Source organism: Burkholderia cepacia complex sp. TUM26381, from assembly GCF_057439935.1.
Map to the genome: position 1 here is coordinate 1,273,727 of NZ_CM172006.1, position 15,154 is coordinate 1,288,880.

7 protein-coding genes are annotated in these 15,154 nt (G+C 70.0%); 4 read left to right on the forward strand and 3 right to left on the reverse strand.

The window, feature by feature from the left end; translation table 11 throughout:
- Positions 1 to 101: 101 nt before the first annotated feature.
- The gene (locus tag ACWMMN_RS06110; protein ID WP_059235227.1) at positions 102 to 2,393 is read right to left on the reverse strand and encodes an FUSC family protein; all 2,292 of its coding nucleotides are present in this window, start codon (positions 2,391 to 2,393) and stop codon (positions 102 to 104) included.
- 182 nt (positions 2,394 to 2,575) lie between these two features.
- Between ACWMMN_RS06110 and recC the strand changes: the two genes are divergently transcribed.
- From recC to arfB, 4 genes are read left to right on the forward strand one after another with little or no spacing between them, the layout of a single operon-like run.
- Entirely contained in the window at positions 2,576 to 5,914 is a 3,339-nt protein-coding gene (gene recC / locus ACWMMN_RS06115) for an exodeoxyribonuclease V subunit gamma (protein WP_059235225.1), read from the forward strand.
- Positions 5,911 to 9,621, forward strand: coding sequence for an exodeoxyribonuclease V subunit beta (gene recB, locus ACWMMN_RS06120; protein ID WP_486423092.1), 3,711 nt, complete (start codon positions 5,911 to 5,913; stop codon positions 9,619 to 9,621). Before recC ends, recB begins: the two co-directional genes overlap by 4 nt.
- On the forward strand, positions 9,618 to 11,936 hold the full coding sequence (locus ACWMMN_RS06125) for an AAA family ATPase (RefSeq protein ID WP_486423093.1): 2,319 nt from the start codon (positions 9,618 to 9,620) through the stop codon (positions 11,934 to 11,936). The genes recB and ACWMMN_RS06125 overlap by 4 nt, the downstream gene beginning before the upstream one ends.
- The gene (gene arfB / locus ACWMMN_RS06130) at positions 11,933 to 12,337 is read left to right on the forward strand and encodes an alternative ribosome rescue aminoacyl-tRNA hydrolase ArfB (protein WP_486423094.1); all 405 of its coding nucleotides are present in this window, start codon (positions 11,933 to 11,935) and stop codon (positions 12,335 to 12,337) included. The genes ACWMMN_RS06125 and arfB overlap by 4 nt, the downstream gene beginning before the upstream one ends.
- Positions 12,338 to 12,387: 50 nt before the next feature.
- On the opposite strand, the gene ACWMMN_RS06135 is transcribed toward arfB, so the two are convergent.
- Both ACWMMN_RS06135 and ACWMMN_RS06140 read right to left on the reverse strand, forming a co-directional pair.
- On the reverse strand, positions 12,388 to 13,668 hold the full coding sequence (locus ACWMMN_RS06135; protein WP_059236838.1) for an EAL domain-containing protein: 1,281 nt from the start codon (positions 13,666 to 13,668) through the stop codon (positions 12,388 to 12,390).
- Positions 13,669 to 14,143: 475 nt separating this feature from the next.
- Positions 14,144 to 15,070, reverse strand: coding sequence for a DMT family transporter (locus ACWMMN_RS06140; protein WP_486423095.1), 927 nt, complete (start codon positions 15,068 to 15,070; stop codon positions 14,144 to 14,146).
- Between the last annotated feature and the right edge of the window lie 84 nt (positions 15,071 to 15,154).

Here is a 15,154-nt window from a genome sequence, read left to right on the forward strand (position 1 = left end):
GTGAGGCAGGCGGGTCATGCTGCGGGTGATCGTTGAATCGGGTGCGCCGGTGGCCGATCCGCGGCGTGCGCGGGCCGGCCCGCCGGCAGGAACATTCGGGGTCAGGCGGGCAGGCGGATCACGCTCGCATCCTTGCGGATCAGCAGCGACGACGCGAGCATCTGCTTGCACTGGTGCGCGAGCACTTTCAGGTCGTGCGTGAGTTCGGCGCCGACCGCCTCGGATTTTTCCGCGGACACGACCATCGCGTCGAGGTCGCGCGTGATCTGCTTCGACGCTTCGAGCTGGTCGGCAGGCGGCGGCTCGCCGGCCTCGGCCTTCTCGAGATTGTCGAGCACGGCGGCGAGGCCGCGCCGCAGCGCGTCGTCGTGCTCGAGGCCGCCGTCGGCTGCGCATGCGTTGCGGATCAGCGGCGCAGCGGCCGTGATCTGCGCGCCGAGCACGTGCGTCTGCACGAGCAGGTCGTTCAGCTCGGGCACGAAGCGCTGGTGCGCCTTCGGCTCGATCATCATCCGCTGGAACGCCTGCCCGAGGTTCGCGAATGCGATGTGCACGTCCTTGCGTGCAAGGCGGTAGCGGTAGTCGTCGTCGAGGCTCGCGGCGGGCGATTCGACGACCGCCGCCACGCCCGGGACGACGGCCGCGCCGTCGGCGGCCGGCACTGGCGGCGGCGACAGGCCGCGCCCGGCGCGCCACACGGCTTCGAAATACTTGCGGGTGGACGTCAGCATGTCGGTGACGAGCTTGCCCATCAGCCGGTATTCCCAGTACGGGAACAGCCGGCTCGCGGCGATCGCGATCATGCAGCCCACTACCGTGTCGATCGCGCGCTCGCCGATGATCCGCATGCTGCCCGGTGCGAGCAGGTGGAACATCAGCAGCACGTACGACGACGTGAACACGACGCTGGCCGCGTAGTTGAACAGCAGCAGGCTGTAGCTCATCACCATCGACCCGAACATGATCGCGATCAGCAGGTGCGGCTCCTTCACCGTGTAGATCAGCGCGATGCTGGCCGCGCAGCCGATCAGCGTGCCGATGATCCGCTGCGCGTTGCGCTGTTTGGTCAGCGAGTAGCCGGGCTTCAGGATGATGATGGTCGTCATCACGATCCAGTACGCGTTCGTGAGCGGCAGCAGCCGGCCGATCCAGAAACCGACCGCCACGGCGATCGTCACGCGCAGCGCGTGGCGGAAGCTCGGCGAGCGCATGTTCAGGTTCGAGAAGATCAGCAGCGGCGACATGCGGCGGCGCTGCAGGAAGCGGGTGAGCGCCTTGTCGATCTTCAGTTCGGTTTGCTGCGGATCGGCATGGCCCGACAGGTTGCGGCGCATCCGGTCGATCAGGCGCGTCGCGCTCCAGATGCGCCGGAACGTCGCGAGCACGGCCGCATACGCTTCCGCGTTGGTGGCCGCGAAGTTCTTCTTGCGCATCAGCTCGATCTCGTACTCGATCGCGCGCAGCTCGGCCTTCACGCTGATCCGGGAATGCGGCGCACGGTTCTCGAGCACCGCGAGGCCGATCTCCTCGAGATCGGCGGCGGCCTTGCGGATCAGGTCGCGGTAGAAAATGATCAGATCCGAGCCGCCGAACGTATTGCGCACGAGCGGGTAGTCGGTATGCGCGCCGACGAACAGCTCGTGAAGATCGACGCTGTTGATGAACAGGTTGTACATCGTCGTGCGGCCGGGGTCGAGCTTGCCGCGCCGCAGCTTCGGCAGGTTGCGCAGCACGATGTCGCGCGCGGTTTCCTGCGTTTCGACCGCGGTGATCTGCCGGGCGACGAGGTTGCGGTAGCACTCGTCGAGGTCGGCATCGAGATCGTAGAACTGCGCGCGCGCGAGCAGGTAGTCGGCACAGGCGAACAGGCTCTCGGCCAGCGCCTGCTGCTCGATCCGGCGTGCCTGCCATTGCGACACGAGCGTGGCCCAGTACGTGTACCAGAGGCCGCCTGCGAGAATCCAGCCGGCGTTGATGAACGCCTGCAGCGGCGTGAACTTCTCCTCGAGTGTCATCACCATCATGAACAGCGTCGCGAAGCTGATCTGCGGCCAGCGGTTGCCGTAGACGACGATCAGCGACAGCACGAACGTGAGCGGCACGATCGTGAGCCACAGCGCGAAGATGTTCGGTGTCGCGAGGCCGGTGGCGAGCGCGGCCAGGAAGCCGATCACGCTGCACGCGAGCATTTCGTTGTGCTTGTACTTGAGCGGGCCCGGCATGTCGACGACGCAGGCGCCCAGCGCGCCCGTCGAGATCGTGAAGCCGAGCTCGCGGTTGTGAAACACGATCAGGCAGAGCACGGCCGGCAGCGATACGCCGACGGCGATCCGCAAGCCGCCGAAAAAGTACTGGCTGTAGAAAAACTTTCTGATTTCGACCGAATAGCGCATCGATGGGCTGAATGGCAGACGAAGACGCCCGGGAGCGGCGTATTGACTGGCGACGAGTCTATCGTATTTCGCGGTCCGCAAAACCTGGCTTTCCGGCAGAGCTTCGCGGCGGCGGTCCATTTGCTATCCTTGGTGATCTTGTTCGCCCGGCCCGGCCGGTGCGAGGTTCCGACGCCCGCTTCATGCTCCATCTCTTCTATTCGAACCGTCACGAAACGCTGGCCGACGCGCTGCTCGAGGATCTGGCCGCGTTTCCGGCCCGCAACGGCCCGTGGGCGCAGCAGCAGGTCATCGTGCCGAGCGCTGCGCTGCGTCGTCGTCTCGAGCTCGACATCGCCGCGCGCAACGGCGTGTGCGCGAACGTCGAGTTCACGTATCTCGCGCAGTGGCTGTGGGCGCAGATCGGCCGCGTGCTGACGGTGCCCGCGCGCTCGCCGTTCGCACCCGACCGGCTCGTGTGGCGCTGCTACCGGCTGTTCGCACAGGCGGCCGACGGCGCGCCGTGGCTCGCGTCGCCGCGGCTCGCCGCTTACCTGTCCGCGTCCGACGATGCGATGCGCTACGAGCTTGCGCAGCGCGTCGCGGCCGTGCTCGATCACTACCTGACCTATCGCCCCGAATGGCTGGCCGCGTGGCAGGCCGGCGAATCCGTGCTCGCGGGCGATGGCGCGCCGCGCGGAATCAGCGATGCCGCACGCGACGACGAGCGCTGGCAGGCCGCGCTGTGGCGCGCGCTGCTTGCTGAACTGAGCGACAGCGGCACGCCGCCCGCACACCGCTTTCTCGTCGAAGCGCGCCATCTCGATGCCGACGCGCTCGCGCGCGCCGACTGGCCCGAATCGGTCAGCGTGTTCGCGCTGCCGACGATGCCGCCGCTGCATGTCGCGTTGTTGCGCGAACTGTCGCGCTGGATCGACGTGCGTGTCTATGCATTGAACCCGTGCCGCGAATTCTGGTTCGACATCGTGACCGCCGCGCATGCCGAGGCGCTCGACGCCGCCGGGCGCCTCGACTACCAGGAAGTTGGCCATCCGCTGCTCGCCGAATGGGGCCGGCAGACGCAGGCGCAACTGCACATGCTGCATGAGCTGACTGAAAGCGCTGCGTCAGGCGATGCGTCGCGTTTCGTCGAGAATCCCGCGCCCACGTGGCTCGCGCGGGTGCAGAACGCGATCCTCGCATTGCAGCCGGAGGCCGAAACCGGCGACACGCCAGCCGAGCGCGGGATCGAGGTGCATGTGTGTCACAGCCTCGCGCGCCAGCTCGAGGTGCTGCACGACCGGTTGCTTGCTTGGTTCGACGCGGACGCAAGCCTGCAGCCGTCCGACGTGCTCGTCGCGGTGGCCGATCTCGCCGCGGCCGGGCCGCTGATCGACGCGGTGTTCGGCACGGCCGGCGCAGGCGGTTCGCGCGTGCCTTACCGGATCACCGGCCTGCCGCCGTCGCAGGCGAACCCCGTTGCACGCGTACTGCTCGACTGGCTCGCGCTGCCGGAGCGGCAGGTCGGCGCGCCGGAGCTGGTCGAATGGCTGCGCGTCGATGCGGTGGCGGCGCGCTACGACATCGACGCGGCCGCGCTCGAGACCGTGCAGACCTGGCTCGCGGCGGCCGGCGCACGGCGCGGGCTGTCGCCGCTCGTGAGCGACGACGCGGCCGTGCCCGCGCCGCGCCATACGTTCTCCGATGCGCTCGCGCGGCTCTTTCTCGGCTATGCGATGCCCGAAGGCGCGGCGCCGATCGGCGCGTGGCTGCCGATCGAGGCGGCCACGGGCAGCGAGGCCGAACTGCTCGGCCGGCTCGCGCGTTTCACCGACGATCTCGACGGTTTCGCGCGGCGGCTTGCCGAGTCGCACACGCCGCGCGGCTGGAGCGAACTGTTTGCCGACACGCTCGCGCGCTTCTTCGATTCGGGCGCCGTGTATGCCGACGCGCTGGCCGGCGTGCGCGATGCGCTCGACGCGATGCTGGCCGCGATGGCGGAAGGCGCGCCCGACGAGGCATTGCCGGCGGCGGTCGTCCGCGCCGGGCTGGCCGCGGCGCTCGACGATCCGGCACGGGGCGGCGTGCCGTGGGGCGGCGTCACGTTCTCGTCGCTGACGAGCTTGCGCGGCCTGCCGTATCGCGTCGTCTGCCTGCTCGGGATGGACGACGGCGTGCTGCCGAGCCTCGCGCGCGCGGACGAATTCGACCTGATGGCCGTGCTGCCGAAGCTTGGCGACCGGCAGCGCCGCGACGACGAGCGCAACCTGTTTCTCGACCTGCTGCTCGCCGCGCGTGACCGGTTGCTGATTGCCTATACGGGCCGCAGCATTCGCGACAACGCGCCGTTGCCGCCCGCGGCGCTCGTCGACGAACTGCTCGATCATCTGGCGATCGTCACCGCCGGGCCCGATGCGGCGCCGGACGCAGTCGATGCCGCGCGGCGCGCGTTCATCGTCGAGCATCCGCTGCAACCGTTCGCTGCCGCGTATTTCCAGCCCGGCAGCGCGCTCGTTTCGTATGACGCCGAGCGGGCGACGCTCGCGTCGCTGCTCGCCGCCGAAGCGTCGCGCGACGGGCCGCGCGAGCAGCCGTTCTTCGCGCAGCCGCTGCCGGCGGAGCCGGTCGAGCCGGTCGCGTTCAGCGAATTCGAGCGCTTCTGGCGGCATCCGGCGCGTGCATTGCTGCGCGGCCGGCTCGGCATCGTGCTGGCCGACGCGCAGGCCGAACTGCGCGACACCGAGCCGTTTTCGCTCGACTTTGCCGGCAGCGATGCGCTCGCCGAACGTGTGTTGCCGCTGTTGATCGAAGCGGACGAGGGCGGCGTGCACGATCACGCGCTGCGCATTGCAGACGCGAGCCCCGAGCTGCCGGGCGGTGCGACGGGCGCCGTGTGGCGCGACCAGGCGCTCGGCTCGATGACGCAGTTGGCGTCGAACGTGCGCCGCGCGCTGGCCGACGGCATCGAGCGGCGGGCATTCTCGCTCACCGTCGTGCCGGCGTGGCCCGACACCGGGCAGGCCCTGTTCGGCACCGATGACGCGATGCTGTCGGCCGACGCGGTGAGCGCGCCGCTCGAACTGAACGGCACGCTGAACCGGTTGACGCCGGCCGGTCAGATCATCTATCGCTATGCACGGCCGAGCGCGCGCGACTATCTGTCCGCGTGGCTCGCGCATCTCGTCTACTGCGCGGTCGAGCCCGGCGGCCCGCGCCGCACGCTGTGGTTCGGCAGCGGCGGCGCGTTCGAGCTGACGCCCGTCGCGGCGCCGCTCGAGCAGCTTGCACCGCTTGCCGCGCTGTTTCGCGCGGGGCGGCGCATGCCGCTGCGGTTCTTTCCGCGCAGCGCGTGGGCGAGGGTATCCGACGGCGAGGCCAAAGCCGCGAGCGTGTGGATCAATGAACGCGTCGTGAGCGAAGCCGACGATCCGGCCATCGCGATCGCATGGCGCGGTGCGCACCCGTCGCTCGACGAGCCGTTCGGCACCCTTGCGCGGCTCGTGTTCGAACCGCTGATCGCGCATCTGAAGGAGGTCGCATGAGCGCCGTGTCGCAGCCGCAGCAGGCGCTCGAACTCGACGTGTTCGCGTGCCCGCTCGACGGCGTCAACCAGATCGAGGCGTCGGCCGGCACCGGCAAGACCTGGAACATCTGCGCGCTGTATGTGCGCCTGCTGCTCGAAAAAGATCTCGGCGCGGACGAAATCCTCGTCGTGACCTTCACGAAAGCAGCGACGGCCGAACTGCACGAGCGGATTCGCAGCCGGCTCGCGCAGCTTGCGCATGCACTCGACACGGGCGACGACGGCGGCGATCCGTTCATCGCGCGCCTGCTCGAGACCACGCTTGGCGACGAAGGCGCGCTCGATCCCGAGACGGCCGCGAAGCGGATCCGGCGTGCGCTGCGTGCGTTCGACCAGGCCGCGATCCATACGATCCACGCGTTCTGCCAGCGCGCGCTGCAGGAAGCGCCGTTCGCGGCGGCGATGCCGTTCGCGTTCGACATGGAGGCCGACGACGCGTCGCTGCGCTTCGAACTCGCGGCGGATTTCTGGCGCACGCGTGTCGAACCGGCGGCCGCATGCTGGCCGGGCTTCGCCACCTGGCTCGTCGAATCGGGGGCCGGCCCGGCCGCGCTCGATGCGCAGCTCGCGCGCCGGCTGAAGAAGCCGCTCGCCGCGCTGCGCTGGGACGGCGTGACCGAGCCTGACGAATCGGCCGAAGCGGCCGCGGCCGAATGCTTCGCCGAGGCGGCGCGGATGTGGGCGGCCGAGCGCGATGCGATCGATGCGCTGCTGCGCACCGCGCAGCCCGTGCTCAATCAGCGTTCGCACAAGCCCGACGCGGTCGCCGATGCGCTGGCTGCATGGACGGCGCATTTGGCGCAGGGCAATGCGACGGCCGCACTGCCGAAAGCCGCACTGAAGCTCACGCAAACCGCGCTGACGAAGGCGACGAAAAAGGGCGGGTCAACGCCCGCGCATGCGTTCTTCGATGTCGCGGACGCGCTCGACGCCGCAGTGGCCGCCGCCGAGGCCGCGCAGCGCGCGCGCTGGCTCGCGCTGATCGCCGAATGGCTCGACATGGCGCCCGGCGAGCTGGCCGAGCGCAAGCGCACGCGTCGCGTCGTGTCGTTCGACGATCTGCTTGCGAACCTGTATCACGCGCTGCATGCGCATCCGTGGCTGGCCGAGACGCTGCGCGCGCGCTATCCGGCCGCGCTGATCGACGAGTTCCAGGATACCGACCCGCTGCAGTTCGCGATCTTCGACCGGATCTTCGCGCCGGGCGGCCCGCTGTTTCTCGTCGGCGATCCGAAGCAGGCGATCTACAGCTTCCGCGCGGCCGATCTGCATACTTATCTTGCGGCGCGCGCGAGCGCGAGCGCGTGCTACACGCTCGCGGTCAACCAGCGTTCGACGCCCGCGATCGTCGATGCGTGCAACCGCTTCTTCATGTCGAATCCGCGCGCCTTCGTGCTCGACGGGCTCGACTATTACGCGGTGCGCGCCGGCACGCGCGCGCGCGCACCGTTCTTCGACGAAACCGATCCGGGCCCGGCCGGCGATTTCCGCGTGTGGGCCCTGCCCGGCGGCGAAGGCACGCTGCTCAAGCGCGACGCCCAGGCGCAGGCCGCGCAGGCCTGCGCGGCCGAAATCGCGCGGCTGATGCGCGGTGCGCGCGAAGGGCGCGTGCGGCTCGGCGACAAGCCGCTGTCGCCGGGCGACATCGCGGTGCTCGTGCAAACGCACCGGCAGGGCAGTCTCGTGAAGCGCGTGCTTGCCACGTGGGGCATCGGCAGCGTCGAACTGGCACAGGCGTCGGTGTTTTCCACCGGCGACGCCGAGCAGCTCGAGCGCGTGCTGGCGGCGATCGATGCGCCGGGCGACCTGCGGCGTCTGCGCGCGGCGCTCGCGTCCGACTGGTTCGGCCTCGATGCCGGCGCATTGTGGCGCATGGAGCAGGGCGACGGCGATGCCTCCCGCGACGCGTCGGCGGCCGACGGCGCCGATGCGATGAGCTGGGTCGAGCGCTTCTCGCGGTATCGGCTGTTGTGGCGCGAACGCGGTTTCGCGGTGATGTGGCGCACGTTCACGCGCGAGCTGCGGATCGCCGAACGGCTGATGGCCGGTGCGGACGGCGAGCGTCGCGTGACGGACATCAACCATCTGGCCGAGCTGACGCAAGCGCGCGCATCCGCGCAGCCGGGTATCGCGCCGACGCTGCGCTGGCTCGCCGCGCAACGGCTCGACGGTGGCGGCGAGGAGGCGCAGTTGCGGCTCGAATCGGATCGCAACCTCGTGCAGATCGTGACCGTGCACAAATCGAAGGGCCTCGAATACGCGGTCGTGTTCTGTCCGTTCCTGAACGACGGCGGGTTGCGCGAGCCGCCTTCGTCCGCGCTGCCCGATGCGCGCGAGTATCACGACGATGCGGGCGACGCGGTGCTGCATTACGGATGCGACGACGAGGCGGCCGCGCATGCGGCGCGGCAGGCATTGCGCGAGCAGGCCGCGGAACGTGCACGGCTCGTCTACGTGGCGCTCACGCGCGCGGTCTATCGCTGCTACGTGGTCGCGGGGCCGTACCTGTCGTCGCGTTCGACGCGCGAAGCGCGGCGCAGCGTGCTCAACTGGCTTGTCGCCGGCGCCGGCCAGTCGTTCGATGCGTGGCTCGACGAACCGCCCGACGAAGCTGCGCTCGACGCGGCGTGGCAGGCGCTCGCAGGCGGCCCCGTGTGCGTCGCGCCGCTGCCGGCGCCCGCGCGCCGCGAGCGTCTCGCGGCCGGGCACGACGCCTCGCAGACGCTCGCGGCGCGCCATGCGACGCGCGTGCTGCGCGATGCGTGGCGGATGGCGAGTTTCAGCTCGCTGACCGCGTCGATGGCGCGCGAGGAGGCGGGTGTTGCGGCGGTACCCGACGACGAGCTGCGGCCCGATCACGATGCGCTTGCCGAGGTGACGCCGGACGGCGAATGGCTGTTCGCCGACCCGGTCGTGGCCGAGCCGCCGGACGACGACATCCTCGTGTTCCCGCGAGGAGCGGCCGCCGGCGAATGCCTGCACCGCCTGTTCGAACTCAGCCGGTTCACGGAACCCGAATCGTGGCACAAGGCCGCGCTCGGCGCGTTGCACGACCGGCCGGTCGAGGCCGAACCGGAGCTCGCGACGCGCCTGCCGGCGATGATGGCGCAGCTCGTCGACGATGTCGTGCACACCGAGCTCGTGCCGGGCATGCGGCTCGTCGATCTCGATCCGGCGAAGCGGCTCGACGAAATGGGTTTCCTGTTCCCGGCGCCGTCGCTCGACCTGACGGCGCTGCGCCGGCTGCTGGTCGCGCACGGTTATCCGGACGTTGCACTGGAGGCGGGCATGCTCGCCGGTTTCATCAAGGGTTTCATCGACATGATCGTCGAACACGACGGCCGTTTCTGGATCGTCGACTGGAAGTCGAACCATCTCGGCACGACGCCGGATGCCTACGGCCCGCGCGCGCTCGACGTCGCGATGGCCGATCACGCGTATCACCTGCAGGCGCTGCTCTACACGGTCGCGCTGCATCGCTACCTGCGCGGGCGGCTGCCCGATTACGACTACGACACACACATCGCGGGCTATCTGTACCTGTTCGTGCGCGGCGTGCGGCCGGGCTGGCGCAGCAGCGGCGAGCCGGCCGGCGTGCATGCGCGGCGGCCCGCGCGCGCGCTCGTCGACGCACTCGACCGGATGATGGAAGGGGGCCGCGCATGAATGCGTCCGACGACATGCTCGAATTCACCGGCGGCCTCGTCGCACGGCTGCCCGAGCCGGCCGATTTCGGCATCGCGCTCGCGGAAGGGTTTGCACGGCGCATCGGCGATCTTGCGCGGCGTGCCGGTGCGCCGTCCGCGTCGGCACGCTGGGCGGCGCGCGCCGCGTTCGCGACGAGCCGCGCGACCGCGGGCGGCCACGTATGCGTCGCGCTCGGCGCACTCGCGCAGCGCTACGAAGCGCCGCTCGACGAGGTGCGTGCCGCGCTCGCGGCAAGTGGCGTGGTTGCGTTCGGCACGCTCGCGCGCGGCGACGAGCGGCCGCTGATCGTCGACCGGCACGATCACCTGTACCTGTCGCGCTATTTCGATTACGAACGGCGTCTGGCCGATGCGCTCGTCGCGCAGGCCGGCGTTGCCGCGCCCGACGAAGGCCTGTCGCCCGACCGGTTGCGCGACAGCCTCTCACGATACTTCGGGCCGGCCACCGGCGAAGTCGACTGGCAGCGCGTGGCGGCGATCGTCGCGCTGACGGGGCGCGTGACGATCGTCAGCGGCGGTCCCGGCACGGGCAAGACGACGACCGTCGTCGGCGTGCTGGCTTGTCTGCTCGACGCACACCCGGGGCTGCGCGTCGCGCTGGCCGCGCCGACCGGCAAGGCCGCGCAGCGGATGCAGGAGGCGCTGCATGCGCGCGCCGGCGATCTGCCGCCCGAACTCGCGGCGCGCCTGCCCGACACGTCGTACACGCTGCATCGGCTGCTGGGCGGTGGCGGGGCGGCCGGCTTCCGGCATCATCGCGACAATCCGTTGCCGTACGATCTGATCGTCGTCGACGAGGCGTCGATGATCGACGTCGCGCTCGCCGCGCATCTGCTCGACGCGCTCGCGCCGGGCGCGCGGCTCGTGTTGCTTGGGGACAAGGATCAGCTGGCCGCGGTCGAGGCCGGCGCCGTATTTGCGGAGCTGAGCGCGCGACCGACGTTCACCGCTGCGGCGCGCGCGCGCATCGCGCAGGCACTCGGCATCGACGACGCGTCGTTCGCCGCGGCGTTGCCGGTGCCGGACGAAGCTGCGCCGGCGATGGCGCCCGCTGCGAGTCCGGCTGCCGCAGCCGTTCGCGCGCCGGCGTTGCCATCGGCGTCTGCTTCCGCTTCCGTTTCACGCATGCCGGCGTCCCGGCCGAAAGCCGATCCGCGACAGGCATCTCTGTTCGACGACGAACCGCAGGATGACGAAGGTTCGTCGGCCGGGACGGTATCGCCACCGCTCGCCGTAACGGCGCCGGCTGATATCGGCGGCGCCGTTTCAGCAGGCGGCACACCCGCATGGATCGAGGTCGACGAACTCGCCTGGCTCGATGACGTCGAACTGCCGCCGTTCGACGCGGGTGATATGGCGCTTGCGTCGGTCACGGCAGCCACATCGGCATCGACCGACGAAGCCGCCGCCGCGTCCGGCATCGTGCTCGCTCCGGCGCCGCTCGCCGACTGCGTCGTGTGGCTCGAGCGCAATTACCGCTTCGGTCTCGATTCGCCGATCGGGCGGCTGTCGCTGGCGATCCGCAGCGGCGACGTGCAGGCCGCACTCGATGCACTGCCCGCGGACGACGCAGCCGCGGCGTCCTTCCACGACGATGCGGGCGATACGCTTGCGTCGTCGACGGTCGAGCGGCTTGCACGGCGATTCGGCGCATACCTCGACGCATTGCGCGACGCGCTGGCCGCGCCGGTGCCCGATCCGCTGCCGCTGTTCGATGCGCTCAACCGGTTCCGGATCCTGTGCGCGACCCGCAGCGGCTCGCGCGGCGCCGAACACGTCAATGCGCTGGTGGCCGCGCACGTGCGGCATGCGGCGCGCGTGCCGCTCGCGGTCGGGGCGCACTGGTTCACCGGGCGGCCGATCATGGTGACGCGCAACGACTATGCGCTGGGGCTGTTCAATGGCGACATCGGCATCGCGCTGCCCGACGCGCACGGTGTGCTGCGCGTGTGGTTCCGGCGCGCGGACGGCACCGCGCGCACGGTGTCGCCCGCTGCGTTGCCGCCGCACGAAACGGCATTTGCGCTGACGGTGCACAAATCGCAGGGCTCGGAATTCGACGAAGCCGCGCTCGTGCTGCCGGCATCGTTCGGCCGGGTGCTCACGCGCGAGCTCGTCTATACGGCCGTCACGCGCGCCCGCACGCGCGTGCAGGTGATCGGGCCGCGGCGCGTGCTGGCGCAGGCGGTCGCGACGCGCACGCAGCGCGATTCGGGGCTGGCGGCACGCGTCGACGAGGCGCTCGCACGGCGCCGCAAGGAGGCATCGCGATGATGATCCGCTACACGCTCGATCCGGCCGACGTCGAATGGACGGCCGTGCGCGCGCAGGGTGCGGGCGGGCAGAACGTGAACAAGGTGTCGAGTGCGATTCATCTGCGCTTCGACATCCGCGCGTCGTCGCTGCCGCCGGTCATCAAGGAGCGGCTTCTCTCGTTGTCGGACCAGCGCATCACGCGCGACGGCATCGTCGTGATCAAGTCGCAGGAATATCGCACGCAGGAGAAGAACCGCGAGGCCGCGCTCGCGCGGCTCGATGCGCTGATCGGCGGCGTCGCGTATACGCCGCGCGCACGGGTGGCGACGCGGCCGACGCGTGCGTCGAAGGAGCGGCGGCTCGAGCACAAGTCGCGCCGTAGCGTGGTGAAGTCGGGACGAGGGAAAGTGGTCGACTGACGAGCGAATGGCCGGCGGCCCTCGCAGGCCGGCGTCCACCGCCTGCGCGGCTAGCGCATCACGGTCCCCGCGCTGTCGAGCACGAAGTCGACGCAGAACACGACGAGCCGGCGCTGTGCGCGGATCGCGACGGCGGCCGTATAGCAGTCGCGGCCTTCCGTCAGCGAGAAGTGCGGGCCCATCAGCGCGACGCGCCCGGGTGCGGCGATCGCGCGCTGGAAGTATGGGCGGCGCGACCAGTTGCTGTGGGTTTCCGGGAACAGCGGCGCGAGGCGGGTGACGCTCGCCTGGTTGTCGTCGGCAGGTGCGCCGATCGACGGCAGGAACTGCTCGCCGATCTCGTCGGTGACGAACACGCGACGCGCGGCCGGCACCGCGAACACGCGTTGCGCGGCATCCTGCAGGTTGCCGCTCGCCGAAAACGCGGCCGCACCGGTGAGTACCAGCCGTTCGATTGCGTCGAAGCCCGGCTGCTCGGCGACGACGGGCGTGTGCCGGCGGGCGATGAAGCGCCGCCACGCGGCGTCGAGCATCGCGGGCGCTGCCGCGCTCGCGTGCGCGATCGATGCATCGGGCTGGCCGAACTGGAAACCCTGCACGAAATCGATGTCGGCTTCCATCAGCGCCTGCAGCGCGTCATCGCTTTCGACGCCTTCGGCCAGCACCATCGCGCCGGCCTGGTGCAGCATCGACACGAGGTGATGCATGATGCGGCGGTCGTCGGCCGAGCCGGTCGAACGCTCGACGAGCGAGCGGTCGAGCTTGACGATGTCGGGCCGTGCCCGCCACACGCGGTCGAAGTTCGAGAAACCGGTGCCGAAATCGTCGATCGCGATCAGGAAGTCGCGATGCTGGATCATGTCGATCGTGCGGGCGAGCGCGGCTTCGTCGCGCGCCGGCTGTTCGACGACTTCCAGCACGATGCGGTTCGGCGGCAGCGCGAAATGCCGGCACAGCGCCTCGACGAACTCGCGCTGCACGAGGCCCGTATCGAGCACGCGTGGCGTCACGTTCAGGAACAGCCAGCCGTCGCCGATGCCCTGTGCAACGAAGTTGGCCGTGTGCAGGCAGCGCGCGAGCCGGTCGAGCAGCAGCGCGTCGGCGTCGGCGCGCGTCCGGTCGAAGAGGGCGGTGGGCGATATCAGCGCGCCGTTCGCGTCGACGACGCGCAGCAGCGCCTCGTAACCGACGACGCGCTTGTGCGTGATCGACAGCACGGGCTGGAATACGCTGCGCAGCGTCGTCGTGCGATAGGTGGCGACCCAGCCGCCGGGCGTCGGCGTGAGGCGTTCGAGCAGGGAGTCGAGCGATAGGTCGCGGGCGGGCTTCATGTCAACGGTGCCCGGGAGCGAGCGGCGGCGCCCCACCACGCTGATGCAGTCGCATGCGCAGGCGGGCGCGAGAGAACGTGAGGCATCGAGACCGCCTTCTGCGGATAGGTTTCCCGAGTGTAACGGGATTGCGGCGGCGCGCGTATCAGGGAAACTCCAGACGCAAACGGTACACCGCGCCATCCCGGCCCGTGCGCAGCGGCGATCCGCGCCGCACGCGTGCGCGCCTTGCATGACCGCCACGAAGCGAAGGGCGCTGCAGCGGCCGATGACAATCCCGCGCAATGCCGGTGACATGACCGTGCGCTGCGGGTGCTGCGGGCGCTGGATGTGCGGGTGATGCGGGAAATCCCGGCGGCCGGGCGTCGCCGTCAGACGAATGCCGATGCGCTGCGGTGCCATTCGCGGCGCGTCGGCAGACCGGTGCCGCATCGCCATCGCTGTACGCCGGGCGACGATGCGCGCACGCGGACCGTCAGGTCGCTTCGCCGCCGCGCGGCCGGATCCCCGGAATCCGCTTGATCACGCCGGTCGCGAGCGCGGTGCCGACGAGTACGATCGCGCAGCCTTCGATCATCACGGCCGACACGTGTTCGCCCAGGAACAGCGCGCCCCACAGCAGCCCGAATACGGGGATCACGAACGTCACGGTAATCGCGCGGGTGGGGCCGACATGCGCGATCAGGTAGAAGAAGATGAAATACGCGATGCCCGTGCACGCGATGCCGAGGGCAAGTACCGAGCCCCATGCGTGCACGCCGACCGGCGCGGGCGGCCAGGTGGCGATCGCGAACGGCAGCAGCAGGACGGATGAGCCGATCATGCTGCCGGCTGCATTGACGAGCGGATCGACGCCGCTGAGCTTGCGCTTCGTGTAATTGGCCGCGATGCCGTACAGCAGTGTCGCGCCGAGCGCCGCGGCGGCGGCGAGCGCGGTCGCGCTGGCGCCCGTGTCGCCGTGCGCGTTCGCGATCTGGTTCCACACGAGCGTGAGCACGCCGGCAAACCCGATCACGAGGCCGAGTGCGCGCGGCAGCGACAGCTTGTCCTTCAGCCACAGGTACGCGACGAGCGCGCCCCACAGCGGCGTCGTCGCGTTGATCACCGACGTCAGGCCGGCCGACAGCGTCAGTTCGGCGAACGCGAACAGGCAGAACGGGATGCCCGAATTCAGCGCGCCGACGACGAACAGCGGCCACACGTGACGGCGCAACCGGGTGCCGAGGTCGGCGGGTTTGAAGCGCGTGAGCGCGAAGCCGGTGAGAAACAGCGCACCGATGCCCACGCGCAGGGCCATCAGCGGCGCGACGCCGAAATCGACCACGCCGATCCGGATGAACAGGAATGATGCGCCCCACAGGGCAGCGAGCACGGTCAGCAGGAAAGCATTCTTGGGCGACATCGTTTGGCGAGGGCGGGGACGGGATGCGAAGAATCTTACACCGCGTTACCACGCCGTCGTTTCACAATGGGATGAAACGACAAG

What these genes read in the sequence shown, in the direction of transcription:
- ACWMMN_RS06125 (WP_486423093.1), top strand. Translation starts at nt 9,618, where the DNA reads ATGAATGCGTCCGACGACATGCTCGAATTCACCGGCGGCCTCGTCGCA.
- ACWMMN_RS06140 (WP_486423095.1), bottom strand. Translation starts at nt 15,070, where the DNA reads ATGTCGCCCAAGAATGCTTTCCTGCTGACCGTGCTCGCTGCCCTGTGG.
- recB (WP_486423092.1), top strand. Translation starts at nt 5,911, where the DNA reads ATGAGCGCCGTGTCGCAGCCGCAGCAGGCGCTCGAACTCGACGTGTTC.
- ACWMMN_RS06110 (WP_059235227.1), bottom strand. Translation starts at nt 2,393, where the DNA reads ATGCGCTATTCGGTCGAAATCAGAAAGTTTTTCTACAGCCAGTACTTT.
- recC (WP_059235225.1), top strand. Translation starts at nt 2,576, where the DNA reads ATGCTCCATCTCTTCTATTCGAACCGTCACGAAACGCTGGCCGACGCG.
- ACWMMN_RS06135 (WP_059236838.1), bottom strand. Translation starts at nt 13,668, where the DNA reads ATGAAGCCCGCCCGCGACCTATCGCTCGACTCCCTGCTCGAACGCCTC.
- arfB (WP_486423094.1), top strand. Translation starts at nt 11,933, where the DNA reads ATGATGATCCGCTACACGCTCGATCCGGCCGACGTCGAATGGACGGCC.